This is a genomic window from Geomicrobium sp. JCM 19055 (assembly GCF_000698185.1).
Lineage (GTDB): Bacteria > Bacillota > Bacilli > Bacillales > Marinococcaceae > Geomicrobium_A > Geomicrobium_A sediminis.
This window is the reverse complement of record NZ_BAXL01000033.1, coordinates 13,334-38,520: the sequence shown is the minus strand read 5'-3', so window position 1 is coordinate 38,520 and position 25,187 is coordinate 13,334. Positions and strand designations below refer to the sequence as shown.

General features: G+C 41.6%; 21 protein-coding genes, 15 tRNA genes and 5 pseudogenes. 32 read left to right on the top strand and 9 right to left on the bottom strand.

What is annotated here, in order from left to right; all coding sequences use genetic code 11:
- Positions 1 to 84 precede the first annotated feature (84 nt).
- The 21 genes and pseudogenes from JCM19055_RS21260 to dacB all read left to right on the top strand — a co-directional run bounded on the left by JCM19055_RS21260 (position 85) and on the right by dacB (position 9,502).
- Positions 85 to 159: transfer RNA gene (locus tag JCM19055_RS21260), tRNA-Asn, on the top strand.
- 5 nt (positions 160 to 164) lie between these two features.
- Positions 165 to 256: transfer RNA gene (locus JCM19055_RS21255), tRNA-Ser, on the top strand.
- A gap of 30 nt (positions 257 to 286) precedes the next feature.
- Positions 287 to 361, top strand: a tRNA-Glu gene (locus JCM19055_RS21250).
- A gap of 7 nt (positions 362 to 368) precedes the next feature.
- A tRNA-Met gene (locus JCM19055_RS21245) sits at positions 369 to 444 on the top strand.
- Between the two features lie 86 nt (positions 445 to 530).
- Positions 531 to 606 (top strand) — tRNA-Asp (locus JCM19055_RS21240).
- 19 nt (positions 607 to 625) lie between these two features.
- Positions 626 to 701, top strand: a tRNA-Phe gene (locus JCM19055_RS21235).
- Positions 702 to 707: 6 nt separating this feature from the next.
- Positions 708 to 783 (top strand) — tRNA-Thr (locus JCM19055_RS21230).
- Between the two features lie 8 nt (positions 784 to 791).
- Positions 792 to 876 (top strand) — tRNA-Tyr (locus JCM19055_RS21225).
- Between the two features lie 9 nt (positions 877 to 885).
- Positions 886 to 959, top strand: a tRNA-Trp gene (locus JCM19055_RS21220).
- Between the two features lie 29 nt (positions 960 to 988).
- Positions 989 to 1,064: transfer RNA gene (locus JCM19055_RS21215), tRNA-His, on the top strand.
- A 3-nt stretch (positions 1,065 to 1,067) separates the two neighbouring features.
- A tRNA-Gln gene (locus JCM19055_RS21210) sits at positions 1,068 to 1,142 on the top strand.
- A gap of 8 nt (positions 1,143 to 1,150) precedes the next feature.
- A tRNA-Gly gene (locus JCM19055_RS21205) sits at positions 1,151 to 1,225 on the top strand.
- Positions 1,226 to 1,231: 6 nt separating this feature from the next.
- Positions 1,232 to 1,306, top strand: a tRNA-Cys gene (locus JCM19055_RS21200).
- A gap of 24 nt (positions 1,307 to 1,330) precedes the next feature.
- Positions 1,331 to 1,419 (top strand) — tRNA-Leu (locus JCM19055_RS21195).
- A 94-nt stretch (positions 1,420 to 1,513) separates the two neighbouring features.
- On the top strand, positions 1,514 to 2,002 hold the full coding sequence (gene dut / locus JCM19055_RS21190; protein ID WP_042361232.1) for a dUTP diphosphatase: 489 nt from the start codon (positions 1,514 to 1,516) through the stop codon (positions 2,000 to 2,002).
- Between the two features lie 178 nt (positions 2,003 to 2,180).
- Positions 2,181 to 3,551, top strand: a complete 1,371-nt coding sequence (locus JCM19055_RS21185; RefSeq protein ID WP_042361231.1) for an NAD(P)-dependent oxidoreductase — start codon at positions 2,181 to 2,183, stop codon at positions 3,549 to 3,551.
- A 12-nt stretch (positions 3,552 to 3,563) separates the two neighbouring features.
- Positions 3,564 to 4,842 (top strand): annotated as a pseudogene (gene preA / locus JCM19055_RS21180) (NAD-dependent dihydropyrimidine dehydrogenase subunit PreA).
- A 76-nt stretch (positions 4,843 to 4,918) separates the two neighbouring features.
- A pseudogene (hydA, locus tag JCM19055_RS21175) lies at positions 4,919 to 6,271 on the top strand (dihydropyrimidinase).
- A 24-nt stretch (positions 6,272 to 6,295) separates the two neighbouring features.
- Positions 6,296 to 6,490 carry a hypothetical protein gene (locus JCM19055_RS21170; protein WP_042361228.1) on the top strand — a complete coding sequence of 65 codons (195 nt, stop codon included), beginning with the start codon at positions 6,296 to 6,298 and terminating at the stop codon, positions 6,488 to 6,490.
- A 10-nt stretch (positions 6,491 to 6,500) separates the two neighbouring features.
- Positions 6,501 to 7,721 (top strand): annotated as a pseudogene (locus JCM19055_RS21165) (Zn-dependent hydrolase).
- A 260-nt stretch (positions 7,722 to 7,981) separates the two neighbouring features.
- Positions 7,982 to 9,502 (top strand): D-alanyl-D-alanine carboxypeptidase/D-alanyl-D-alanine-endopeptidase, encoded by a 1,521-nt coding sequence (gene dacB / locus JCM19055_RS21160; RefSeq protein WP_052366637.1) that lies wholly within the window; start codon positions 7,982 to 7,984, stop codon positions 9,500 to 9,502.
- Positions 9,503 to 9,552: 50 nt separating this feature from the next.
- On the opposite strand, the gene JCM19055_RS21155 is transcribed toward dacB, so the two are convergent.
- The 5 genes from JCM19055_RS21155 to JCM19055_RS21140 form a co-directional block, all read right to left on the bottom strand.
- On the bottom strand, positions 9,553 to 9,795 hold the full coding sequence (locus JCM19055_RS21155) for a hypothetical protein (protein WP_042361227.1): 243 nt from the start codon (positions 9,793 to 9,795) through the stop codon (positions 9,553 to 9,555).
- A 131-nt stretch (positions 9,796 to 9,926) separates the two neighbouring features.
- Positions 9,927 to 10,011: transfer RNA gene (locus JCM19055_RS21150), tRNA-Leu, on the bottom strand.
- Positions 10,012 to 10,158: 147 nt separating this feature from the next.
- Complete coding sequence (locus JCM19055_RS21145; RefSeq protein ID WP_042361226.1) at positions 10,159 to 10,392, bottom strand: hypothetical protein; 234 nt, start codon at positions 10,390 to 10,392, stop codon at positions 10,159 to 10,161.
- 154 nt (positions 10,393 to 10,546) lie between these two features.
- Entirely contained in the window at positions 10,547 to 10,690 is a 144-nt protein-coding gene (locus JCM19055_RS30700) for a hypothetical protein (RefSeq protein ID WP_265182442.1), read from the bottom strand.
- 26 nt (positions 10,691 to 10,716) lie between these two features.
- Positions 10,717 to 11,238 (bottom strand): B3/4 domain-containing protein, encoded by a 522-nt coding sequence (locus JCM19055_RS21140; protein ID WP_265182440.1) that lies wholly within the window; start codon positions 11,236 to 11,238, stop codon positions 10,717 to 10,719.
- Between the two features lie 51 nt (positions 11,239 to 11,289).
- Between JCM19055_RS21140 and queG the strand changes: the two genes are divergently transcribed.
- The 5 genes from queG (at position 11,290) to JCM19055_RS21115 (ending at position 16,702) form a co-directional block, all read left to right on the top strand.
- Positions 11,290 to 12,408, top strand: coding sequence for a tRNA epoxyqueuosine(34) reductase QueG (gene queG, locus JCM19055_RS21135; RefSeq protein ID WP_042361225.1), 1,119 nt, complete (start codon positions 11,290 to 11,292; stop codon positions 12,406 to 12,408).
- Positions 12,409 to 12,542: 134 nt separating this feature from the next.
- Entirely contained in the window at positions 12,543 to 13,433 is an 891-nt protein-coding gene (locus JCM19055_RS21130; RefSeq protein ID WP_042361224.1) for an amidase domain-containing protein, read from the top strand.
- 54 nt (positions 13,434 to 13,487) lie between these two features.
- Positions 13,488 to 13,961: a tRNA (uridine(34)/cytosine(34)/5-carboxymethylaminomethyluridine(34)-2'-O)-methyltransferase TrmL gene (trmL, locus tag JCM19055_RS21125; protein ID WP_042361223.1), complete on the top strand. Its 474-nt coding sequence runs from the start codon at positions 13,488 to 13,490 to the stop codon at positions 13,959 to 13,961.
- A gap of 313 nt (positions 13,962 to 14,274) precedes the next feature.
- The gene (locus tag JCM19055_RS21120; protein ID WP_042361221.1) at positions 14,275 to 14,583 is read left to right on the top strand and encodes an antibiotic biosynthesis monooxygenase; all 309 of its coding nucleotides are present in this window, start codon (positions 14,275 to 14,277) and stop codon (positions 14,581 to 14,583) included.
- Between the two features lie 220 nt (positions 14,584 to 14,803).
- Positions 14,804 to 16,702, top strand: a complete 1,899-nt coding sequence (locus tag JCM19055_RS21115; RefSeq protein WP_042361219.1) for a PrkA family serine protein kinase — start codon at positions 14,804 to 14,806, stop codon at positions 16,700 to 16,702.
- Positions 16,703 to 16,745: 43 nt separating this feature from the next.
- On the opposite strand, the gene JCM19055_RS21110 is transcribed toward JCM19055_RS21115, so the two are convergent.
- Positions 16,746 to 17,588 carry a protease complex subunit PrcB family protein gene (locus JCM19055_RS21110; RefSeq protein ID WP_265182439.1) on the bottom strand — a complete coding sequence of 281 codons (843 nt, stop codon included), beginning with the start codon at positions 17,586 to 17,588 and terminating at the stop codon, positions 16,746 to 16,748.
- A gap of 257 nt (positions 17,589 to 17,845) precedes the next feature.
- On the opposite strand from JCM19055_RS21110, the gene lepB reads away from it, so the two are divergent.
- Both lepB and yhbH read left to right on the top strand, forming a co-directional pair.
- Positions 17,846 to 18,400: a signal peptidase I gene (lepB, locus tag JCM19055_RS21105; protein ID WP_239575757.1), complete on the top strand. Its 555-nt coding sequence runs from the start codon at positions 17,846 to 17,848 to the stop codon at positions 18,398 to 18,400.
- A gap of 226 nt (positions 18,401 to 18,626) precedes the next feature.
- Positions 18,627 to 19,804: pseudogene (yhbH, locus tag JCM19055_RS21100) on the top strand (sporulation protein YhbH).
- A gap of 91 nt (positions 19,805 to 19,895) precedes the next feature.
- Here the strand turns inward: yhbH and msrA are convergent.
- A complete protein-coding gene (msrA, locus tag JCM19055_RS21095; protein WP_042361215.1) occupies positions 19,896 to 20,417 on the bottom strand; it encodes a peptide-methionine (S)-S-oxide reductase MsrA in 522 nt (173 codons plus the stop codon).
- Positions 20,418 to 20,547: 130 nt separating this feature from the next.
- On the opposite strand from msrA, the gene JCM19055_RS21090 reads away from it, so the two are divergent.
- From JCM19055_RS21090 to JCM19055_RS21085, 3 genes are read left to right on the top strand one after another with little or no spacing between them, the layout of a single operon-like run.
- Entirely contained in the window at positions 20,548 to 22,278 is a 1,731-nt protein-coding gene (locus tag JCM19055_RS21090) for a phospho-sugar mutase (RefSeq protein ID WP_042361214.1), read from the top strand.
- 29 nt (positions 22,279 to 22,307) lie between these two features.
- Positions 22,308 to 22,472: a hypothetical protein gene (locus tag JCM19055_RS27765; protein WP_193745539.1), complete on the top strand. Its 165-nt coding sequence runs from the start codon at positions 22,308 to 22,310 to the stop codon at positions 22,470 to 22,472.
- Positions 22,435 to 23,136 carry an arylamine N-acetyltransferase gene (locus JCM19055_RS21085; protein WP_152550015.1) on the top strand — a complete coding sequence of 234 codons (702 nt, stop codon included), beginning with the start codon at positions 22,435 to 22,437 and terminating at the stop codon, positions 23,134 to 23,136. Before JCM19055_RS27765 ends, JCM19055_RS21085 begins: the two co-directional genes overlap by 38 nt.
- Here JCM19055_RS21085 and JCM19055_RS30695 read toward each other — a convergent pair.
- The gene (locus JCM19055_RS30695) at positions 23,104 to 23,265 is read right to left on the bottom strand and encodes a hypothetical protein (protein WP_265182438.1); all 162 of its coding nucleotides are present in this window, start codon (positions 23,263 to 23,265) and stop codon (positions 23,104 to 23,106) included. The genes JCM19055_RS21085 and JCM19055_RS30695 overlap by 33 nt on opposite strands.
- Entirely contained in the window at positions 23,222 to 23,392 is a 171-nt protein-coding gene (locus JCM19055_RS30690) for an acylphosphatase (protein WP_265182437.1), read from the bottom strand. Before JCM19055_RS30690 ends, JCM19055_RS30695 begins: the two co-directional genes overlap by 44 nt.
- A 121-nt stretch (positions 23,393 to 23,513) precedes the next feature.
- Here JCM19055_RS30690 and JCM19055_RS21080 point away from each other — a divergent pair.
- A pseudogene (locus JCM19055_RS21080) lies at positions 23,514 to 24,907 on the top strand (SpoVR family protein).
- Positions 24,908 to 25,187: the final 280 nt, after the last annotated feature.

Here is a 25,187-nt window from a genome sequence, read left to right as displayed (position 1 = left end):
ACATAAGATTATTTACAAAAAAAACACTTGCATTCGTAATGGTTTTAGAGTAAAATAATGTTGTCCATGAGCCAACAGACACATTCCACAGTAGCTCAGTGGTAGAGCAACCGGCTGTTAACCGGTAGGTCGCTGGTTCGAATCCTGCCTGTGGAGCCATACTTGGAGAGCTGTCCGAGTGGCCGAAGGAGCACGATTGGAAATCGTGTAGGCGGCATTAACCGTCTCGAGGGTTCGAATCCCTCGCTCTCCGCCATAACACATTATGCAAGAATAATCTTAAGCTGGCCCGTTGGTCAAGGGGTTAAGACACCGCCCTTTCACGGCGGTAACGCGGGTTCGAATCCCGCACGGGTCACCAACAATATCGCGGGATAGAGCAGTCTGGTAGCTCGTCGGGCTCATAACCCGGAGTCGGAGGTTCAAATCCTCCTCCCGCAACCAATTATTTTCGAAACTACTTCGAAGAGTAATAAGATAAGCATCAAGATACATACATAATTACTATGAAGTAAAACATTTACTATTGTGGGCCTGTGGTGTAGCGGTTAACATGCCTGCCTGTCACGCAGGAGATCGCGGGTTCGATTCCCGTCAGGCCCGCCATTATTTCAAAAAGTGTTTTGGCTCGATAGCTCAGTTGGTAGAGCAGTAGACTGAAAATCTACGTGTCGGCGGTTCGATTCCGTCTCGAGCCACCATTTGTTGCCGATCTAGCTCAATTGGTAGAGCAACTGACTTGTAATCAGTAGGTTGGGGGTTCAAGTCCTCTGGTCGGCACCATCATAGATGGAGGGGTAGCGAAGTGGCTAAACGCGGCGGACTGTAAATCCGCTCCCTCAGGGTTCGGCGGTTCGAATCCGTCCCCCTCCACCATTTACTAATAGGGGTATAGTTTAATGGTAAAACGAAGGTCTCCAAAACCTTTGATGTGGGTTCGATTCCTACTACCCCTGCCATAACAAATTGGAGCTTAGAGATTAATATGGCGGCTGTGGCGAAGTGGTTAACGCACCGGATTGTGGTTCCGGCACTCGTGAGTTCGATTCTCATCAGCCGCCCCATATTGGGCCATAGCCAAGCGGTAAGGCATCGGATTTTGATTCCGTGATGCGCTGGTTCGAATCCAGCTGGCCCAGCCATTTCTCATGCGGGAGTAGTTCAGTGGTAGAACACCACCTTGCCAAGGTGGGGGTCGCGAGTTCGAATCTCGTCTCCCGCTCCAAATTATGGCGGCATAGCCAAGTGGTAAGGCAGGGGTCTGCAAAACCCTTACGCCCCGGTTCAAATCCGGGTGCCGCCTCCAAAGAGAAATTCTGCCTCAACCAATGCCGGGGTGGTGGAATTGGCAGACACACAGGACTTAAAATCCTGCGGTTGGTAACAACCGTGCCGGTTCAAGTCCGGCCCTCGGCACCATTTTTAAAACAAACGCGTAAAGCGATACTTTGAAACAGTCACAACTTATGTGGCTGTTTTTGTTTTATAAAGGAGAGTTATACTAGTGAAAAGAATTGATGTGCGAGTAAAGAAACTTGATGAAGATGCTGTCATTCCAACCTATGAGTCACAAGCAGCTGCAGGGTTTGATTTGTATGCACTTGAAGATGTTGTCATTCGCCCTGGTGAGACGAAATTAGTTCGTAGTGGACTCGCTTTTGAAATCCCTGAAGGGTATGAGATGCAAGTACGACCACGAAGTGGATTGTCAAAAAAAACGAAACTACGTATTTCAAACAGTCCAGGAACAATTGATGCAGATTACCGAGGAGAAGTAGGGATTCTATTGGATAATCTGAATTCAAACGAAGCTTCTTCTGTTTATAATACATCAGGAAAAGCAATTGAAGGATTACATGACAAAGGAAGTTATGTCATTGCTAAACATGATCGCATTGCGCAAGGTGTGTTACAAGAAGTGCCACAAGCAAACTTCATTGAGGCAGACGATTTAAGTAGTACAAGTCGTGGCACTGGTGGTTTTGGGTCTACAGGTCAATAAAGTGAGAAAAGGTAACCATTCTGGGTTACCTTTTTTGGCATATTGTATAGAACTTGCTCTTAAAATTGTACAATCTGTCAGGTGCATATTGCTCACAAATTCGATACAATAGAGCTCATACTCTTTTGATTAAATAATTGGAATATTAGTAATAATGTTATTTAATCTTACTTCATTCATGAAGGAGGGCTTTCGTTTGAATGTGTTGGATCGTTTAAAAGAGAACTTTGACGAAGTGGAACAAGCTTTATCAAAGCAAGAAGCTGTAGAGGAGTCCAATCGTTGTTTGTATTGTTATGATGCGCCATGCATCACAGCATGTCCTACAGGCATCGATATACCCTCGTTTATTCAAAAGATCTCATCTGACAATGTGTACGGTTCCGCACGAACAATTATGGAAGCAAATCCAGTAGGAGCAAGCTGTGCAAGAGTATGTCCTACCGAAGAATTGTGTGAGGGTGCTTGTGTTCTTAATCATTCAACAACACCTATTATGATTGGTAAATTACAACGCTATGCGACTGACTGGGCGAAACACAATGAAAAAGTATTGTTTAAACAAGGAAGACCGATTGACCGCTCTATAGGTATTGTCGGTGGTGGTCCTGCTGGTTTATCTTGTGCAAGAGAGTTAGCAGTGCAAGGGTACGCAGTAACCATCTATGAAGCGAATGAAGAAGCTGGTGGGCTTGATACGTATGGCATCGTTTCGTTCCGACTTCCAAAAGCTGTTTCTCGTTGGGAAGTAAAACAAGTGGAAGAGCTTGGTGTAGACATTCAGACGAATTGTAAAGTTGGTGAGGATGTCTCATTTAATGAAATTCAGTCCAAGCATAATTCAATCGTATTAGCGATTGGTATGGGCGAAGTTCCAAACCTTCATCTTCATGGCGAAACGTTAGAAGGCGTACATGATGCAATTCAACTCGTAAAATCAACGAAGAAGGACGATCTTCCTGAACCGCTAGTAGGTAAACGAGGGGTTGTAATCGGAGCAGGGAACACAGCAATTGATGGAGCGACTTGTGCTGTAAGGCTGGGAGCCGAACAAGTTCAAATCTTGTATCGACGTACGAGTGAAGAGATGACAGCTTATGACTTTGAATATGAGTTTGCAAAGCAAGATGGTGTAGAGTTCCGTTGGTTAACGATGCCTACACGCATTCATGGAAACGATCAAGGAAAAGTGACTAGCATTGAATGTGTGAAAATGGAATTGCAAGAACCTGGTGAAGACGGCAGAAGACGAGTTCAACCCATTGAAGGGTCTAATTTTACGATTGAGGTAGACTTTGTGATTAAAGCAATTGGCCAAAATCGTTATGTGGACCTATTAAATGAGATCGGTGTTGATCACGTTAATGGTGTTGTGCGTGTGGAAGAAGGGCGATTTATTACCTCATTAGAAAATGTGTACGCGTGTGGTGACGTCACATTTGGAGAAGGTCATGGTGAGGCTATGGTCGTAACGGCAGCAGAGCAAGGGAAACAAACTGCCTATCGCATTCATGAACACTTACAAGGTCAAGCTCGTACTTTTGCATAGAGGAGGTTAATGATGGCAGATTTAATGACGAATGTAGGTGGGATTACGTCACCGAATCCATTTTGGCTCGCAAGTGCACCTCCAACAAACTCAGGTTATCAAGTGCAGCGTGCGTTTGAAGCTGGATGGGGAGGCGCTGTCTGGAAAACATTAGGCGACCCAATTATTAATACGACGTCACGATTTGCGGCAGTTTCATACAATGGGCAACGAGTGGCAGGGTTTAATAATATTGAGCTGATCACTGATCGCCCTCTAGAAGTGAACTTGAAAGAAATTTATGAAACGAAGAAACGCTTTCCAGATCATGCAATAATCGCTTCGTTAATGATGGAGCCAAAACGTGAGCGATGGCATGAACTTGTTAAACGAGTGGAGCAAGTAGGTGTTGATGGGCTAGAGTTAAACTTCGGTTGTCCGCACGGTATGGCAGAACGTGGGATGGGTTCAGCATCAGGACAAGTGCCTGAACTTGTTGAAAAGCAAACGTATTGGGTGAAAGAAGTAGCAACTACACCAGTGATTGTGAAATTAACACCGAACATCACAGACATTACGGCGACAGCAGAAGCCGCAGTCCGTGGCGGCGCTGATTCAATTAGCCTAATCAACACAATTAATAGCTTGGCAGGTGTTGATATTCATACGTGGAATACGATCCCGAATGTTGATGGCAAAGGGGCTCATGGTGGATATTGTGGTCCTGCAGTCAAACCAATCGCGTTGAATATGGTTGCAGAATGTGCTCGAAATGAAAATGTGAATGTACCGATATCTGGTATTGGTGGCATTTCAAACTGGCAAGACGCTGTCGAGTTTATGCTGATGGGGGCATCAGGTGTCCAAGTGTGTACACAAGCGATGCACCACGGATTTCGCATCGTTGAGGACATGATTGAAGGACTTAATCTTTATTTGGATGAAAAAGGGTTATCTTCAGTTAGCGAACTAACAGGCCAATCGGTTAAAAAAATATTCAAATTGGGGCGATTTGAATTTAAATCACCAAATCGTTGCCGAGATTAACAACGACGTTTGCATCAATTGCAACAAATGCCATATTGCTTGTGAAGATACTGCTCATCAATGTATTGATATGTTAAATGATGAAGATGGCAATCCAATTTTACGTGTTCGCGAAGAAGAGTGCGTCGGCTGTAATCTTTGCTCGATCGTCTGTCCTGTTGATGGTGCAATTAATATGGTCGAGAAACTAAATGACCGTCCGCCGATGAGTTGGAATGAGCGTGAACGTGTGATTCAATCATTAACTGCTTCAAAATCGTCATAACCAGAAAGGAATTCGGATATGAAAATTATAAAAAAACGGAACGGTTGTCACAGCTTCTGACACATTTCAAGCAGACATAAAAATTGTTGATGACAAGATTGAAGCAGTCGGACTTGGATTAAGTACAGAAGGAGCAGAGGTGATCGATGCTTCTGGGCGTTACATCTTCCCTGGTGGAATTGACCCTCATACACACCTTGATATGCCGTTTGGCGGTACAGTCACAAAGGATGATTTCGAAACGGGAACAGTTGCTGCGGCGTTTGGTGGGACGACGACAATCATTGATTTTTGTTTGACTGAAAAAAAGCAAACCGTTGTCGGATGCGATTGAAGTGTGGCATAACAAATCCAAAGATAAAGCAGCAATCGATTATAGTTTTCATTTAATGATCGGTGAGATGAATGATCACGTCCTTAAGGAACTGCCGCAAGTCATTGAGCAAGAAGGAATTACGTCATTTAAAGTATTCATGGCATACAAAAATGTCTTCCAAGCAGACGATGCAACCTTGTTCCAAACGTTAATTAAAGCAAAGGAACTCGGCGCACTTGTGATGGTTCATGCAGAAAACGGTGATGTGATTGATTATTTAACGAAAAAAGCACTTCAAAACGATCAAACCGCACCGATCTATCATGCACTCACAAGACCCCCAGAAGCAGAAGGAGAAGCAACAGGGAGAGCTAGTCAATTAACAGCATTAGCCGATTCACAGCTGTATGTCGTTCATGTGACTTGTGAAGAAGCAGTCAAACAGATTGAAGAAGCTAGGAAAAAAAGGTGCTGACGTTTGGGGAGAAACGTGTCCTCAATATTTAGTGCTCGACCAAAGCATTATGGACCAACCAGATTTCGAAGGCGCAAAATACGTCTGGTCACCACCGCTTCGTGAAAAACAACATCAAGAGTCACTCTGGAATGCCTTAAGAACTGGCTCTTTGCAAACGCTTGGATCGGATCAATGTTCATTTGACTTTAACGGTCAAAAAGATTTAGGGAAAGACGATTTCACAAAGATTCCAAACGGAGGCCCGACGATTGAAGATCGTATGTCGATTCTGTATTCAGAAGGAGTGTGTAAAGGTCGAATTACACTCAATCAGTTTGTTGAGTTAACATCTACTCGCGCTGCTAAACTCTTCGGGTTGCATCCGAAAAAAAGGAACGATTGCAGCCGGTGCAGATGCTGATCTTGTTATTTTTAATCCGGATGTTACGCGGACATTGTCACAGAAAACGCATCATTTAGCGGTTGATTATAATGCGTTTGAAGGATTAGAAGTCAGTGGGAAAGCGGAGACCGTTCTCTTACGTGGACAGGTTATTGTTGAAAACGATCAATATGTTGGTACCAAAGGCCAAGGTGAGTACATTAAGCGAGCGAAGTATGGTCATCAGTTAGAATCGAAAGTCGCTCAACGATAGTTCCTTATAAAAGGAGTGAAAGTGATGAAAGAACATGAAGATTATTTGAAAGAAAAGCGTCGAATTGACGAGCTATTCGATCGTGGCTATACGATTGAGCACGTAGAGGAGAATCTTGATGGTGCATTCGTGACGTTTCGTTTAGGGGAAGTAACAGAAGTCGTAAATTTTCTAAATGCCAATGCAAGGAAGTACTTTTCGACAAAGATGATCTCTTAAGGAGCACTCTATGCAAAATCAAAAAATAGCAATTAACGGTAAACGGCTTGAAGAAACGATTGAGAGATTTGCGGACTTTGGCAGAACCGACAATAACGGAGTGACTCGTCTCGCATTAAGTGCTGAAGACGTTCGTGCGCGGAATTACCTGGTCGAGTGTTGCGAAACGTTAGGCTTACACGTAACCAAAGATGATTTAGGCAACCAGTATGCACGATTCGAAGGGAGTGACCCAAAGGCAGATCCCGTCTATGTTGGTTCTCATTTAGATAGCGTCAAAAAAAGGAGGCCGGTACGATGGAGCGCTCGGTGTGATCGCTGCGCTTGAAGTCATCCGTACGATGATTGACTATTCGATTCAACCGAAGCGACCAATTATTCTCGTGAACTTTACAAATGAAGAAGGAGCCCGCTTCGAACCTTCGATGATGAGTTCAGGGGTTTTATCGGGTAAGTTCAATCAGGAAGAAATGAACGAGAAACGTGATCGAAATGGAGTTACCTTTCTGGAAGCGTTAAAGGAAAGTGGTTATGAAGGCAAGACAGACGAGCGCTTAACGAGCGGCAAAGCGTTTTTAGAATTACACATTGAACAAGGTCCTGTTCTAGAGGAAGAAGACATCACCATCGGTGCGGTAGAATGTGTAGTAGGCATGGTCTGCTATGAAATCGAAGTGCTAGGAGATTCTAATCACGCAGGAACAACGCCGATGGCGATGCGGGACGACGCATTGTTTACAGCGGTCGATACGATCCAATCGCTAAGAAATCGATTGGATCAGTTAGATGAACGTCTTGTCTATACAATCGGGCGTATAGAAGCATCACCGAATATCCATACGGTTATACCGAACCGCATCGTTTTTAGTCTTGAAGCAAGGCACCAAGATGAAGACGTCATTTCAGAAGTGGAGCAGATCATTCACTCTTTCGATGAACGTAATCGTATTGAAACGAAGCGGTTGTGGCAGCGAGATACGGTCTGGTTTGATTCTGCAGTCGTTAATGTGGTTGAAGAAGCGAGTAAACAATTGGGCACAACGCATCGACGAATGGTGAGTGGGGCTGGGCACGACGCACAGTTTATTGCGTCGATGATGCTACTGCGATGATTTTTGTTCCGAGTTTACGCGGAAAAAGCCATTCTGAAGACGAGTATACTTCGCCTAAAGATTGTATCGCAGGTGTGAATGTCTTATTTGAAGCAGTAAGTACATTGAGTCAGGAATAAGTACCGAAACAGCCATCTGTCCTGTGGCTGTTTTTTTTCATTTTTAAGTCGAATTACTTCTAAGTCATGGGGCGAACGTAAACTAGACAATACGGCAACAATGAGATGCTAAACAGTAAGCGTGAAACATAGTAAAAACATTTCGCTATTTATAGGTCTATTTTCGTTACTTTTATAGATAATGGTAGTAAAAATGACATTGAATATTAATTATTCAGAAAACGGTGATATACTAATAAAAACTGCAATGGAGGTCATGTATGAGAACTTCACACATAACAAAAGTAGGATTATTAACGTTAATTGCTGGTGGAACGTTGCAACTAGGTCTATCGTCGGAACTGCAAGGGGAAGAAGAGGCGTCTGCGAAAATAGAACTTCGGAATGATTTATTGGAGATTTTGGATACAGAACAATTGCAAAGTGCTTTGCCGGGTGTCCATGTTCGTCATAGTGAAACGGGTGAAGAGCTATTTAGTTATAATAGCGATATTAGCCTCGCGCCAGCTTCCGGTCAAAAGCTTCTCGTTGGTGCCACAGCGTTAGACGTTTTAGGACCGGAGTTTACATTTGAGACAGGGGTTTACACGGACGGCTATACACGTGGCAGCATACTTCACGGTAATATCTACTTAAAAGGCGGGGGCGATCCGACGTTACTCGCTTCTGACTTTGATCAATTAGCAAAAGAACTACATAATCAAGGTATTCGCATGGTCCAAGGAGACATTATTGCAGACGATACTTACTTTGATGATACAAGACTATCATTAGACCTCTCTTGGGCAAATCAACGAGGACAAGTCGGGGCTCAAGTGTCGGCGTTAAGCTTTGCCCCTGATGCAGCGCTTATTTCAGATGTCGCATTAGATCGTTATAATACTGCCTCGGTTTATGTTGAAGTGCACCCAGGTGAAGAGCCTGGTGATGAGGCAGAAATCAAGGTAACTCCAGAATCTGACTATTATTCAATCGATAATCAGATGATCACGGTTGAAGAAGACGGAGATCGACAGTTAACCGGTTGGGGGAGAGATCATGGAACGAACGATATTTTCTTTGAAGGGACCATTCCAGTAGGTGGTAGCTCATTTAATCAATACGTTTCAATCTGGGAGCCAACCAACCTAGCGGCTGACCTGTTTGCAGAAGGTCTTAAAGATGCTCGAGTTCGAGTCAATGGAGATGTTGTTTTAGGTGAAACCCCAGAAGATGTAGAAGCGTTATTTATTCACGAATCGATGACGCTTGAAGAACTGATGATTCCGTATATGAAATTTAGTCAAAACAGTCACTCTGAGCATTTAACAAAGGCGCTCGGTCAAGAAGTCCATGGAGAGGGAAGTTGGGATAAAGGTTTGGACGTTGTCGAAGAGTATTTAGATTCAGCAGGCGTGAATACGAACGTCGTTCAACTTCGAGACGGATCGGGGATGTCACACTTAAATGCAATTCCAACAGAAGAAATGACGCAATTTCTTTTGCATGCGCAAGATGAAGAGTGGTTTGACATCTTTTACGGTTCATTACCGGTTGCAGCAGAAAGCGATCATTATGTAGGGGGAACACTTCGTACGCGAATGGCTGATACAGCAGCGGCAAGCAACGTGGCAGCGAAAACTGGGAGTCTTACGAGTAAATCATCGTTGTCTGGCTATGTGACGGACGCTGATGGTGAAGAGTGGATCTTCTCGATTATTATGAACAATTATATCGGAAGTTCGCCAACAGCTGTTGAAAACGACATTGCCATTCGATTAGCCGAATATGAAGCAGATTGAGAACAAGCGCGGAGGGGCATTGTGGCACCAACCGCGCTTGTTCTTTTCACCTACACCTGTTCGTGATCTAATTCATGTTGGACAGGCTCTTCAATAAAGATCTCGTGAGGAATTCCTTCTGCTTGTTCTAAGAACAACGCTCGTTGCTGTGCAATAAAATTGTTTAGTGAAGGATACATTCCATTTGGACCAATAAGAGTCATACTAAGCTTGCTAACGAGTTCTCCACTGTTATAAACCGCGATATAGCGATTATTCTGTTCATCGACTTCAAAAGAAAATGTTAAGGTCATCGCCGGATTCCTACCTTTAGATCTCGGTTATTTAGACATAAAAAAACTCGTCTAGCGATTCGTTTCTTAAAAAACGATCGAACTGTACGAGTGCTGACTAGCCGAAATAATCGTCTAGTTACTATAATAATTGGTGGCGATGGTGGGAGTCGAACCCACACTTCCGAAGAAACGCGATTTTGAGTCGCGCGCGTCTGCCAATTCCGCCACATCGCCATGATTATGTATTGATTTGTTCGTTCTGACAAGTTATATAATAGCACGCCATTAACGTATATGACAAGCCTTATTTTATATCAATATGAAATTTTATCGTGAAAAGCATTATATAGGGATAACAGCCCGATTCCATGTTAGTTGGAGTCAGGGCTGTTTCTTTTTTTGTCGACTTGCTTCTTCTTCTTCTAATTCTTTTACTAACTTTGCCCGGCGTTTTTTGTAATCTTTAACTCTCCAGACGAGGTTGATCATTATAATGACAATGGCCACTCCGATTAAAACGTAAATGATTGTTCCAGTCACCGCACCGGTCATCGCAAGGATGAGCAATACGATCATAATTCCCATCGTGATGTTCTCAAATGTTTTTAAAGACATTGCGTGTAAAAAATCCTTTCTTATCAAATAATAAAGTCAAAGGGGTGTGAGCTTTGACTTTAACGATCTTTGTTGTAGCAATCTTAGTCGGCGTACTAGGCATTGGTTATGGTGTCTTTTCAATTTTTAAGGAACTTGGTTATTCAAACCGAAACTAAATGAATTGTGCAAGCGGTTGTTCACGATGTAGAACAGCCGTTTTAATTTGTCCACCATGAACTTGTGTAAATAAGTCACCAATATGCTTCGTAAACGTGACCGCTTCATCTTCACTTTTGCTCGGAGGAATATATAACACGTGTAGTCCGGTTGTCGTTTCATAATTTATAGCCGTTCGGATACTATCGACAACGGGCTACCGAATGGACCGTTTGCATCTTTTGTGATGAGCTTACGTTCTGCAGAATTTACTCTGCCATTTAGCCCTTCAAACGATTCATTAGATTTACCGAGGGTAACCGTAACATCTCCGTGTATGTTTTCCATGTCATAAAGCCCGAGAGGAAGTTCATATTGCAAAGAGAAAAAGTTGTTTAGACTGACCGCTGAGGAAATTTCAGGTAGTGGCTTTTTCGCCTTAATTCTTCGAAATAAGGCTTCGTGTGATGGTCGATATTTCCCAGGATCGACACCAATCGCTTTAAACACTTGCCTCCACTCTCGAACGCCTTCATAATATGTAACAGGTTGATCTAACAAGTCCAACTCAATAGTGTGACGATGAAGTTCAATTCGACTCGCAAGTTGATCAGGAATGTTACTAACGACAATATTCTCATATTGAATGAGACCGACTTTAAACGATGGAACGTGTTGAATGAGTTGTTCAGATAAATGAAAGTTCATCGTAACCTCCCTCTCACGTTCATTTTAGCATAATTGAAAGGAACGCTCGAAATGAATGAGGAATTAAAACAAGAGATTATCGCATATAGCAAAACGATCGGAATTGATAAAATCGGTTTTGCTAGTGCGGATCCTTTCTTAACTTTAAAAGAACGCTTAAGGGAACAGCAACGACTAGGCTATGAGTCTGGGTTTGAAGAGTCCGATATTGATTTACGAACGGAACCTGAACGGTTGCTGCCTTATGCGAAATCCATTATAGCCATTGCACTAAGTTATCCATCTAAGTTGAAGAACCCACCCAAAGGCGTTAAAGGAAAGCGCAGAGGGTTGTTCTGTCGTGCTTCTTGGGGCGCTGATTATCATCATGTCCTCAATGATCGTTTGCAAAAACTACAAGAATTCATTGAGAGCAAAGTACCTGATGCGAAGATGGCTTCGATGGTCGATACTGGAGCATTATCTGACCGAGCTGTAGCAGAACGAGCGGGTATAGGATTTAGCGGAAAGAATTGTATGATTATTACGCCTGAATATGGTTCATACGTTTATCTCGGGGAAATGATTACGACAATTCCGTTTGAGCCTGACACGCCAATTGAAGAAGGTTGTGGGACGTGCAACAAATGTGTCGAAAGCTGTCCTACAGGTGCGCTCATTCAAGGTGGACAACTTGATGCACAAAAATGCATTGCGTTTTTAACGCAGAAAAAGGACTTCATTCCAAAACAATATCGTAAGAAAATCGGTAATCGTTTATACGGTTGTGATACGTGCCAAGTCGTTTGTCCAATTAATAAAGGCAAAGGTGAGGAGTATCAACCGGAGTTTGAACCAGATCCTGAGAAAGTAAAACCAGAGTTGTTACCTTTATTGTCGCTTTCTAATCGACAATTTAAAGAGAAGTATGGGGAAATGGCCGGTTCATGGAGAGGGAAGAAGCCAATTCAGCGTAACGCCATTTTAGCACTTGGCCACTTTAAAGAAGAATCAGCGAGTGAGACGCTACGACAATTATTAACCGATGACGCAAGACCTGTGATTCGTGGTACTGCAGCATGGGCACTTGGTGAAATCGGTGGCGACGATAATGAACTTGCGATGCAGCAAGCGTTAGAAAAAGAAGAAGATCTAGACGTAATCAAAGAAATTGAAGAAGCATTAACGTAAGACCTCCGTCAAGGACGTTGCCTAATGAACCGAGTGAGATGTTCAACTAGGTTAACGAACTTTTCGGAGGTTTTTTTATCTTGAACTGTAAAATGTCCGCATACATTAGATGTAACGAGGAAGGAGCGGTCATGATGAACAACTTAGTAAGAAAGCGACTTGCGGCGCATTTTCAGCAGTTGGCGGAATGGAAAGCAAAAGGCATTGATGCGAAACTACTGACTCCAGAAGAAAAAAAAGTAACACAACGAATCAAAAAACAAACGCGCAAAGCAAAGCTCGTGAAAGTACATGTTGATGCCACTCCTTATCAAATCATTACGACAGGTCCCGATTCTCACATTGATTATTCATTGAACGTGAGTAAATTGTTTCGTTTCGGTGATGATTTTTATTTAGAGGAAACGAATGAGATTCGGCAAATTGTTCTAAAACACAATAAAATTATGAGCGATCAAGAAAAACACCAAAATGATGAGATTGATGTTAAAAAGCAGGGACGAAGCACACATAAACAAACTCTTGAACGTACCGGTACTTACAACCGCTTAAAGGCCGTACAATACGCTGAGCGTTGGTGGAATGACTATAACCCTGATTATCCGGAGTTTACAGACAATTGTACGAATTTTATCTCCCAATGTTTACATGCGGGTGGAGCACCGATGCATGGGGTACCGGTTCGTGACCAAGGGTGGTGGTGGAGAGGAGAAAACTGGAGTTACTCGTGGGCCGTTGCCCATTCATTACGGTGGTATTTAAGTGGCTCAACAAAAGGGTTAACGGCTAAAGAAGTTGAACGGGCTGAAGAGTTACGACCTGGTGACATTATTTGTTATGACTTTGATGGCAGTGGAAGATGGGATCATAATGCAATTGTTGTTCGAAAAGACAATGAACGCCAACCCCTCGTTAATGCTCAAACCGCGAATAGTCGCAATCGGTTTTGGAAGTACGAAGATTCTACAGCCTGGACGGAGAACATTAAGTATAAGTTTTTTGCGATCCATGATCAGTTTTCGTAACGTAAGTTTGTGCTATACTGTGTGATGAAACATTATCGAAGAGGAGTCAACAAGATGGCTTTGCATATTGTATTACATGAACCAGAGATTCCAGCAAACACAGGGAATATTGCACGAACGTGTGCAGGTACGGGAACAGCTCTACACTTAATTCACCCGCTAGGTTTTTCCACAGAAGACCGAATGTTAAAGCGAGCAGGCTGTGATTATTGGCCGAGTGTTAATATTACGTATCACGATTCTTTAGAAGCGTTTTTAGCCTTAAGAAAGAATGATCGTGTATTCTTCGTAGAGACGACCGGCAGCGATTTGTATACGAACTTTGATTATAGTGATGTTTCAGAGGATGTTTATTTCGTCTTTGGAAAAGAAACGAAAGGATTACCTGAATGGGTGGCAGCGGAGTATCCTAATCAATGCATTCGTTTACCACAAAATGATCTTATTCGTTCGTTGAACCTTTCAAATGCTGCAGCGATTATTATTTATGAGGCACTACGTCAACGAGGCTTTCCAGCAGTTAACTAATGAACAAACCCCTGTGGAAGATCCACAGGGGTTTGTTGTTGTCTTATTGTTGATGAGGTTTTGAGTTTTTGCCAGCTGTCATAATAGCAGTAATGAACGCCGCGCAGACAGTTAATAGTAAAAATAAGCGCATCTAAGTAGTTGCCTCCCTTAACAGTCATTCGATTCAAAGTAGATGAGACCTAGCATCACTTTGGACACATACTAGATAGTATTATTATAGCGAATAATTGTTTTTATGTACATGTTTGTCAGTGAATCGCCATTCCCCTATACTAAAAAGGAATGGTGATTAAAAAGGAGGAGTTATGCAATGTATGTTGTAATGAATGAATTAAATGTAAATGAAGATCAACATGAACACGTGAAAGCACGTTTTGAGAAGAGTAAAGATCGTATGAATGATGTACCGGGTTGCTTAGAATTCCTTTTCTTAGAAAGTGAAAAAGAAGATGTAAGCTTTATCGTCTTTACGAAATGGGAAGCGAAGTCAGATTATGAAAACTGGCTAAACAGTGACGCGTTTAAACATGCACATCGTGGGCAACAATCGCAAAGCCAAGAGAAACCTCCAACAACTGCGAACAACTTACGTTCGTTTGACGTTGTTTTTCATACGTAAAATCAAGAGGTCACCGTCTTAGACGGTGATCTTTTTTTTATGGACGGATTGTTTCCTTTCCTAAGGTTATCTTCATCTAGGTGGTTGCATAGAATAAAAAAACACATGGGGATGAGCGGAGCCGAAAGGCGGTTTGCGCTTCTTTTTCATTGTTGTTATTCCTAAACAGGCTGTCGGGGTGAGTCAGAACATATAACGATCCGAAAAAGGGAGGCATTCGGTGGATATACTATCTAAAATGAAGGACTACCGTCATGAACATGAAAAGTTAAAGTGGGAAGGAACGTTCAGGGAATATTTGGAGATCCTTAAAGAGCGACCAGAAGTTGCGCAAACAGCACATTCGAGAATGTACAATATGATTAAAAGTCATGGCATTGAAGAAAATGAGGATGGCTCGAAAGCGTATAAGTTCTTTAACAATTCAATTTTTGGTGTTGAAGACTCTATTGAGCGTCTCGTAGAAGAGTATTTTCATTCTGCAGCTAGAAGGTTAGATGTTAGAAAGCGAATTCTACTTCTGATGGGACCTGTTAGTGGCGGTAAATCAACATTAGTGAATATGTTAAAACGCGGGTTGGAGCAGTTTTCGTATTCCGATGAAGGGGCGGTTTATGCGATTAAAGGCTGCCCGATGCAAGAAGACCCGTTACACTTAATTCCTCACCATTTGCGAGAAGATTTTTTTAGCGAATATGGCATTCGCATTGAAGGGGCGTTGTCCCCACTCAATACGATGAGGCTCGAGGAAGAATATGGTAATCGAGTAGAAGATGTTATGGTAGAACGGATTTTCTTCTCTGAAGATAAGCGTACTGGAATTGGTACATTTAGTCCTTCTGATCCAAAATCACAAGACATTGCGGATTTAACAGGAAGCATTGACTTCTCAACTATTGCAGAATACGGTTCAGAGTCCGATCCTCGTGCGTATCGTTTTGATGGAGAACTAAATAAAGCCAACCGTGGGCTTATGGAGTTTCAAGAGATGTTAAAATGTGACGAGAAGTTCTTATGGCACCTATTGTCGCTCACGCAAGAGGGGAATTTTAAAGCGGGGCGTTTTGCGTTAATCTCTGCCGATGAGCTCATTGTCGCCCATACGAACGAAGCGGAGTATCGTACGTTTATTAACAACAAGAAAAATGAAGCATTACATTCGAGAATTATCGTTATGAACGTTCCGTATAACTTGAAAGTGACGGAAGAAGAGAGAATTTACGAGAAGATGATTCGTGAAAGTGACATGGCCCATGTTCACATCGCACCTCATGCGTTAAAAACAGCTGCCATCTTTACGGTTTTAACCCGTCTAAAAGATTCTAAGCATCAAGGAATTGACCTCGTTAAGAAGATGAAATTGTACGATGGTGAGGTTGTTGAAGGGTTTAAAGAACAAGACGTTATTGAGCTTCGTAAAGAACATCAAGACGAAGGGATGACAGGAATTGATCCCCGTTATGTTATTAACCGGATCTCTTCAGCAATCATTCGAAAGAATTCAAAATCCATTAACGCACTCGACGTGCTTCGAGCATTAAAAGATGGTCTTAGCCAACATGCTTCAATCTCAAAAGACGATCGTGAACGATATCAAGACTTTATTTCTGTTGCAAGAAAAGAGTACGATGAAATTGCAAAACAAGAAGTTCAAAAAGCTTTCGTGTATTCATACGAAGAGTCAGCTAAAACGATGTTGAACAACTACTTGGATAACGTCGAAGCATTTTGCAACAATCAGAAGCTGTATGATCCAATTACAGGTGATGAGCTAAGTGCAGATGAAAAGTTAATGCGTTCGATTGAGGAACAGATTGGCATCTCCGAGAACGCGAAAAAAGCGTTCCGAGAAGAGATCTTAATTCGAATTTCTGCGTATGCAAGAAAAGGTCATAAATTCGATTACAACTCTCATGAACGTTTACGAGAAGCGATTCAAAAGAAGCTATTTGCAGATCTGAAAGATGTCGTTAAAATCACGACGTCGGTAAGCACACCAGATGAATCTCAGTTGAAAAAGATCAATGAAGTCATTGCAAGGCTCGTGGATGAACACGGCTACAATACGACTTCAGCGAATGAACTGTTGAAATACGTTGGAAGCTTATTAAATCGCTAATCAGACAAAAAGAGCCCAGCAGTTAAACACTGCTGGGCTTATTTTACGATTTTGTTAGGCCGTATTGATGTGGAAATGGAAGCGTTGGATGTAGTGGTAGAAATGAAGATGGAATGCTTACAGGAGGCAATAAGGACTCACTGGACGATTGTTCGTCGTTGTGCAAAATGATATAGGAGCCATCCTCATTCTCACTGAGGTGAATGCTAAATAAATGATCAGAATCATCCTCAGCTTCAATCGGTTGTTCACCATCAAATTCCATTTCTTGGTACTCTAACCAGGTAGATGGTGGCATGTCACGCTGCTCAACATCTTCGTCAATGTAAAACGGCTGTTTATAGCTTTTAGAAAGTGACTGATCACTTTGATTCTCGATTGAATCATTGACGTACAGATAATAAAGACCACCATGATCGTAACCGTCTGAAGGGGGTCTTACTTGGATTTGCGTCGGTGTGTAAATGAAAATAAAGTTGTGAATGACGTTACCTTCGTGATCTGTGACGAATAAGGACTCATTGCTAATTGTTTCTTCATCAAATGGCTCACTAAACTGCAACTCGAAAGAATGTGTTTCGGAAACCGTAAGAAGAGGGAAATGATGATAAAAACTGCTATCGCGCTCTTCAATTAATTGAATGTCTTGATATTCACTCGGTACCATTGTCGTTGTTCTTGGAAATGCAGTGGTTTCAAGTAATCCAGGTTCATTTCGTTCAGGTGTTGTTAATGAGTAAATGATTTGCCACTCACCATCTTGTTCATAGCTATCAACAATTTCAATTCGATATCCTGTATTCGGATGTGGTCCCCATACTAATTCAACATATTCTCCATCTCGGTTTAGCTGAATGGTCGGTGGTGCGTCTTCAGTTGGTTCCAAAGAATGTGTGGTATGATAAAGGAACGGGGAAACAATCATTATGATACTCACAAGGATTGTTGAAATAAAACTCATAAAGTCACCTCTGCTCGTTCCGAGTCCTAGTAATAGACGAGTTCTTGTACGATGAAGTTACATACCTATACGTATTTTTCACAAAAATAACGTAAAAAGCAAGTAAAACATAAAAAAAATATGTAAAAAGTCGTAGAGCAATTCAAATGAAACGCAACATATTCAGTTTGGGGGTTACGGCATTGACAAGTCTATCAAAAGAAATTTGGGATTGGGTAAAAACATTTATTATCGTCATTTGCATCGTCGTAATCGTAAGGACGTTTTTCTTTGCAAACTACATGGTACACGGTGAATCAATGATGCCGACGATTGAAAGTGGAGAGCGCCTAATCATAAATAAGATTGGCTACCACATTTCAGAACCTGAACGTTTTGACTTAATCGTTTTTCATGCTACCGATGAAAGTGACTACATTAAACGAGTGATTGGCTTACCTGGAGATTCAATCGCCTATATTGATGACGTGCTCTATGTAAACGATGAACCGTTACTTGAAGATTACTTACAACCGTCAATAGCTGAGACGACAGGAGGTCCATTTACGAGAAACTTTACATTAGAAGATTTAGATCTAGAAAGTCAGATCGTTCCAGATGGACATCTTTTCGTATTAGGTGATAACCGTCGGAATAGTCTTGATAGCAGACAGATCGGTTATGTAGAATACGATAGCATCGTAGGAAAAGCGAACATTCGCTATTGGCCAGTAAGCGACTTCTCAATTATTAATTAGTCGTTACATTGGCTTATTCAATTGTTACTCTGTTGCTTCTCATCACTGAGAGGCTTTTTTGTTTTGCTTGAAATCTGGACGACTCTTTTACAAATCAAATGACAATTCTTGTTTTCTGCTGCATACGATGGGAGTAGTACGACGTGTCCGAAATACGATGACGATTAAAATTATTGAACATTCGGTTTCTTGGGGAGAGCTGTTTGTTCTTTAGGAGGGTTTTTAGATGGATGAAAAGCAACTGCCACCCTTTGTCATATCAGAAGAGAATTGGTCCCTCCATCGCAAAGGCTATCTCGATCAAAGACGTCATGAAGAAAAAGTAAAAGATGCCATACATCAAAACTTGCCAGATTTAATTACAGATGAAAGCATTGTGATGTCCAATGGGCGTGATGTCGTTCACGTACCAATTCGTTCCTTAGATGAATACAAAATTCGTTACAACGATGATAAGAAGCAACATGTAGGGCAAGGGGATGGCGATAGTCAGGTTGGGGATGTCGTTGCAAGAGCACCCGGAAAAGATAAAGCAAACGGTCCTGGTAAAGGAAACAAACCTGGCGATACAGCGGGTGAAGATTATTATGAAGCAGAAATCTCAATAGCCGAATTGGAAGAAGCACTGTTCCAACATTTAGAGTTACCGAATTTACAAAAGAAAGATGACGAGGATCTCGTCGTAGAAGACATTATCTTTAACGACGTACGTAAAAAAAGGTCTGATTGGAAACATCGACAAACGACGGACGATTTTAACTGCATTAAAACGAAACGCCATGGAAGGAAGACCAGGAATCAATCCGATCTATCGAGATGATTTACGGTTTAAGACGTGGAATGAAGAGATCAGGCACGAATCAAAGGCAATTATCATAGCAATGCTTGATACGTCCGGTTCAATGGGGAAATGGGAAAAGTATATGGCGAGAAGCTTTTTCTTTTGGATGACACGCTTTTTACGTACGAAATATGAAAGTGTAGAGATTGAGTTCATTGCGCACCACACAGAAGCAAAAGTCGTTGATGAGGAACACTTTTTCACAAAAGGTGAGAGTGGGGGAACGATTTGTTCATCCGCTTATGAACTTTGCTTACAGCGTATAGAAGACCATTACGATCCGAAAGTGTACAATATTTACCCATTCCACTTCTCAGATGGCGATAACTTAACATCGGATAACAAAAAAATGCCTCAAACTGATTGAACAGATTATGGATAAGTCGAACATGTTTGGTTACGGCGAAGTAAACGCATATAGTCGTCACAGTACGCTAATGAACGTCTACCAAAACATTAAAGATCCAAGGTTTAGGCACTTCATATTAAAAGAAAAGAAACATGTTTTTAATGCATTGCAGTGGTTTTTCAGTAATGAAGAGAGTCACGCGAAAAACGTATAAGCACTCAAAAGATCGGCATATTACATGTGCCGATCTTTTTTTTAGTGAAAAGATTGGGAGTTGAACTTACTAATAATTGGGCAAGTCGATTTTACTCCCAGTGATGACGGATGAACTCATCTCGACCGGACGCTTTGCGGTCTGTTTTGTAGTATGCTTGATTCGTTTTATAAAACTGCTGATGTTCTGCCTCTGCCGGATAAAAAGTCGTTGCTGGCTTAATTTCTGTGACGATCGGTTGCTTAAAACGTCCGCTTAATTCGAGGTCATTTTTTGACTTCGTTGCAAGCTCTTTTTGTTCATCGTTCACGTAGAAGATGGCGGTACGGTATTGACTGCCACGGTCGTGAAACTGTCCATCAGGGTCTGTTGGATCAATTTGTGGCCAAAATAAATCCAATAGTTGAGTGTACTTATAAAGGGTCGGATCAAAGAGAATTTCCACAGCTTCATAGTGTCCGCTCGTCCCTCGTTTCACTTGCTCATATGTAGGGTCCGGAATTTCTCCACCTATATAACCTGATGTTACAGCTTGAATGCCCGCTTGTTCTTCAAATGGTTGCACCATACACCAAAAACAACCACCTGCAAAAATGGCTCGTTCAGTTGCCATCACAATCACACCTTCCTTAATCCAATTTTACCAAAGAACGCCTACTAGTACGAACCTTCCTTATGAGATGGTATAATACAATCAGTGATTGCGCTAGCATGATATTTGGTTAGCTCAAGGGGGAGGATTCATGATACAACAACGTATTGATCATTGGAAAGAAAACGTTCAAGATGAAGCGCTACGTCAAGACCTTGAATCATTGCAAAAAGGCGATGAGGCAGTCTTACGTGATTGCTTTTATAGAAACCTTGCATTTGGTACCGGAGGAATGAGGGGCGAATTAGGTGTTGGACCAAACCGGTTGAACATCTATACCGTACGAAAGGCAGCATTAGGACTTGCCCATTACTTAACGAATAATAATCAATATGGCGGTAAAGTCGTCATTGCTTACGATTCTAGGCACCAATCACAAGAATTTGCCAATCAATGTGCTCTTACATTAATTGAAAATGGCTATAAAGCTCTTGTATTTAAAGAGTTAAAGCCGACACCAATGTTGTCATTTGCCGTACGTCACACCAAAGCAGTGGCAGGTATTATGATTACTGCGAGCCATAACCCCCCTGAATACAATGGGGTGAAAGTATATAACGAGCAAGGTGCACAACTACCTTTAGCTCAATCAGATGAACTCATTAGCTATGTGAATGCCGTAGAAGATGAGTTGACGATTGCTGTTGCTGATTATACGGAAGCGATAAACAATCATCAGTTTACGTTTGTACCCGAGGATGTGGATGATGCGTATCAAGAAGCGTTAACCTCTATCGTGCAAGATCAGGAACAAGTAAAGGCACACGGAGCGGATCTATCGATCGTATTTAGTCCACTACACGGAACAGCGAGAGAGCCTTTACGACGAGCGCTTACTGAAAATGGCTTTACTAATGTGACACTCGTTTCAGAACAAGAGCATCCTGATCCACAGTTTTCAACGGTGAAATTGCCGAATCCAGAAGATCCAGCGGCATTTACATTGGTGATGAAAAAAGGCAATGAGATGGGAGCAGACGTTTTAATTGCCACTGACCCAGACGCAGACCGAATCGGAGTTGCAGTTCCTGATGAGAACTCAGCTGCAGGATATCGTTTATTAAACGGAAATGAAACGGGATTACTTTTATTGCATCAAATGCTTCAAAAGAAATCAGAGGGTGCTGGTGTAACGAACAACGATCACGTTTTAAAAACGATCGTTACATCGGAATCAGGTCGTGTCATTGCAGAACACTTTGGTGCAAGTTGTGTTGATACATTAACGGGTTTTAAATTTATTGCTGAGAAAATTGAAGAGTTTTCTAGCGATGATCGTGAGTTTTTGTTCGGTTATGAGGAATCTTACGGCTATTTATTAGGCTCTTTCGTTCGTGATAAAGATGCCATTCAAGCGGGTATGATTATCTGTGAGGCCGCATTGTTAGCCAAAGAAAATGGCGAAACGTTATTGGATCAACTGCACCATATTTATGATCAGTTCGGTTATTTTAAAGAGCAAACGAATAGCATGGAACTAAAAGGCGAGCGTGGCGCAAAGCAAATCGAACAATTGATTCAATCGTTAAGAAAAGAGCCGTTTGAAGCTATTAACGGAATTGCAGTTAAGACAATTGAAGACTATCAGTTGCAGGAAAGAGTAGAAGTGACGACGAATGCCAAAGTAACACTGCATTTGCCTAAATCAAATGTTATTAAGTATTTCCTCTCTGATGAAACGTGGATTTGTGTACGCCCTTCGGGCACGGAACCAAAACTAAAAGTTTATTTTGGTGTTCGCAGTGAAACGAGTGAAGGTGCTCATGAAAGACTCGCTGACGTTTCCGAAAACGTAATGAACGAACTAACGAATCGACTGTAAAGCTGTTTGTGTTATAGGTGGTGAATAAAATGTGGGTTTTGGAGTATTTAAGGTTGTTGAACGTTGAGCAAAAGCAGCCGTCACTTCCGTTTCTAAAAAAATTAATGAAGCGCCATCGACTCGTTTTCCCATTTGAAAACGTCAGTAAGCTCTTAATTGATCAGTACGAAAAAAAACCAAATCATTACAGTTGACGAGTTTTTAGATCGGCGTAAAAACTATGATATGGGTGGGACGTGCTATACGTTGAACATTCAATTTGCCAGGCTCTTGAGGGAGCTCGGGTATGTGGTGTCGTATATTCGTCCTGGTAACGAGCATTTGGCGTTGTTAGTAGGGTTAGCTGATTCAAAGAAGGTGTGGTACGTAGATGTGGGTACAACGGCACCGATTCTAGCTCCGTTACCGCTTGGGATTGAGCGACAAACACCGATTTTCGCTGGGGAGAAGGTACACCTGAGAAAAGGAGAAGAGCCACATACGTTCACGTATGTTCGAACGATTGGAGGCAGGCAAGTCAGTAAGAAGTGGGCCTTCCGTAGTGATCAGCGTTATACGATAGATGATTTAGTGCAACCGATCCAACAATCGTTTCTGGAAAATGGGCCTTATATGAGCTGCATTCGCATTGATAAATGGTGTGAGCACAAACAACGAATGCTATCTTTGAAAAATACTGTATTAACGATGCGAGGCGGAGGAAGTAAAACAGAGAGATCAATAAAATCATTAGAAGAGATGAAAGCCGTCTTACAAGACACCTTTCACCTCCCAAAACTTCCTGTGCTTGAAGCTGTTGAACAATTAGAAGCGCGTGGACATTTTCTAATCCAGAAGTCTGCTAATATACAATCTTAAACGTTGAATCATCGTTTTCATTTTCTTTTTTTTCGTCGTAATGACATCTTCTACGTTTGATAAATCATTTCCTTTTGTAATCTCTTCAAGAAAGGAATCCATACTTGAATGATCGCCTTGTACGTTCATTTCTACAGCACCATCTGAACGGTTTCGAACCCAACCGCTCAGATGGTGTTTTTTTTGCGGTTTGTAATGTGAATTGTCTAAAACCTACGCCTTGCACAGCGCCATGAACAACAATATGGTAACGCATGGGAAAACCCCTCCTCTATACAGACTTATACCTACATCTTGAAATGTTAAAACATGATGATTCATTTACACCAAGTTAAAACATATAAATAGAAGTAGCAGAAGTTTAAGGGGGAAGATGGATGACCGTACAAGAACACCGTGAACTTCAATTCAAAATTGCAGAGATCACAGAGATTGCTGAAGGGTTCGGATAGATTTTTATCCGATGAGATATGAAATTTGCCCGGCCGATATAATTTATACGTTTGGTGCTTATGGGATGCCTACTCGATTTAGTCATTGGAGTTTCGGTAAGCAGTTCCATAAAATGAAAGTTCAATATGATTTAGGATTGAGCAAGATTTATGAACTAGTGATTAACTCGAATCCTTGTTATGCATTTTTGTTAAATAATAATTCATTGATTCAAAACGAGTTAATTGTTGCTCACGTTCTTGCACATTGCGATTTCTTTAAGAATAATTGTCGATTTGTAAACACGAGAAAAGATATGGTCGAAAGCATGAGCGCGACCGCTGAGCGAATTTTTCATTATGAGCAAATTCATGGCAAAGAAGAAGTGGAGACATTTCTTGATGCAGTTCTTGCCATTCAAGAACATGTCGACCCTTATCGTTTGCCAAAAGGTGAAGAGAGAGAAAAAGCCTTAAAACCGAAGCAAAAGAAATCCGACCCGTATGAAGATTTGTGGGAAACCGAAGCGAAAAGAGCCTGTGAAAAAAAATGAAGAAGAAAGTTCCCAGAGAAACCTGAAAAAGATTTACTTTTGTTTATAGAAGAACATAGTACAGAGCTTGAAGATTGGCAGCGGGATATTTTAACGATGATGCGAGAAGAGATGCTTTACTTTTGGCCACAAATGGAAACGAAAATTATGAACGAAGGCTGGGCTTCGTTTTGGCATGCGAGAATTATGAGAGAAGTGGACTTATCATTTGCAGAGACGATTGAATTCGCGAAGTTAAACGCAAGTGTCGTTGTACCATCTAAAACGACAATTAACCCGTATTATTTAGGTTTAAAGATTTTTGAAGATATTGAGGAAAGGTACGACAATCCGAACGACGAACTGAAACAATTAGGAATTAAGCAAGGAAGTGGTCGTGAAAAAATCTTTGAAGTGAGAGAATTAGAGTCGGATGCATCGTTTCTTAGAAATTATTTGACGAAAGATTTAGTGGAACGAGAAGACCTCTACCTATTCGGAAAAAAGGGCAATCAATATGAAATTACCGATAAGTCGTGGGAACACGTTCGTGATGAATTAGTGGCTTCAAGGGTTAATGGCGGCTTTCCTTATTTAACGGTGACAGATGGAAATTATTTACGTGCGGGGGAACTTTACGTTACGCATCAGTTTGAGGGAATTGAGCTTGATGTGAAGGAACTCGAGAAAACGATTCCGTACATGTATCACTTATGGGGAAGGCCGGTTCATTTAGAAACGGTTTGTGCTGGGAAAATAACCGTATTTACGTACGATGGCCGTAGAATTCATCGAAAAACGAAATGATGCAATAAGTAATCATAAAACAAGTCGACAGACGCGTTCTGAATGATACTACAATTGTTGAGAGGCGTAGTGAAATTCTAAAGTGTTTTCTGTCGGCTTTTTTATTGATGACAATATGAGGCAAACGATTTGCCTAGAAAAACAAAGCGCCTGTCAGGGATTTACTCCTTTTTATTACAAAAAAAATGTCAATGTTTCGTAAAAAAAAGGACGACCTACAAAGTAGGTCGCCAAGATCAAAATACACGCATCAAGAAGGTAATGCAAAGTAAGCAGTTGA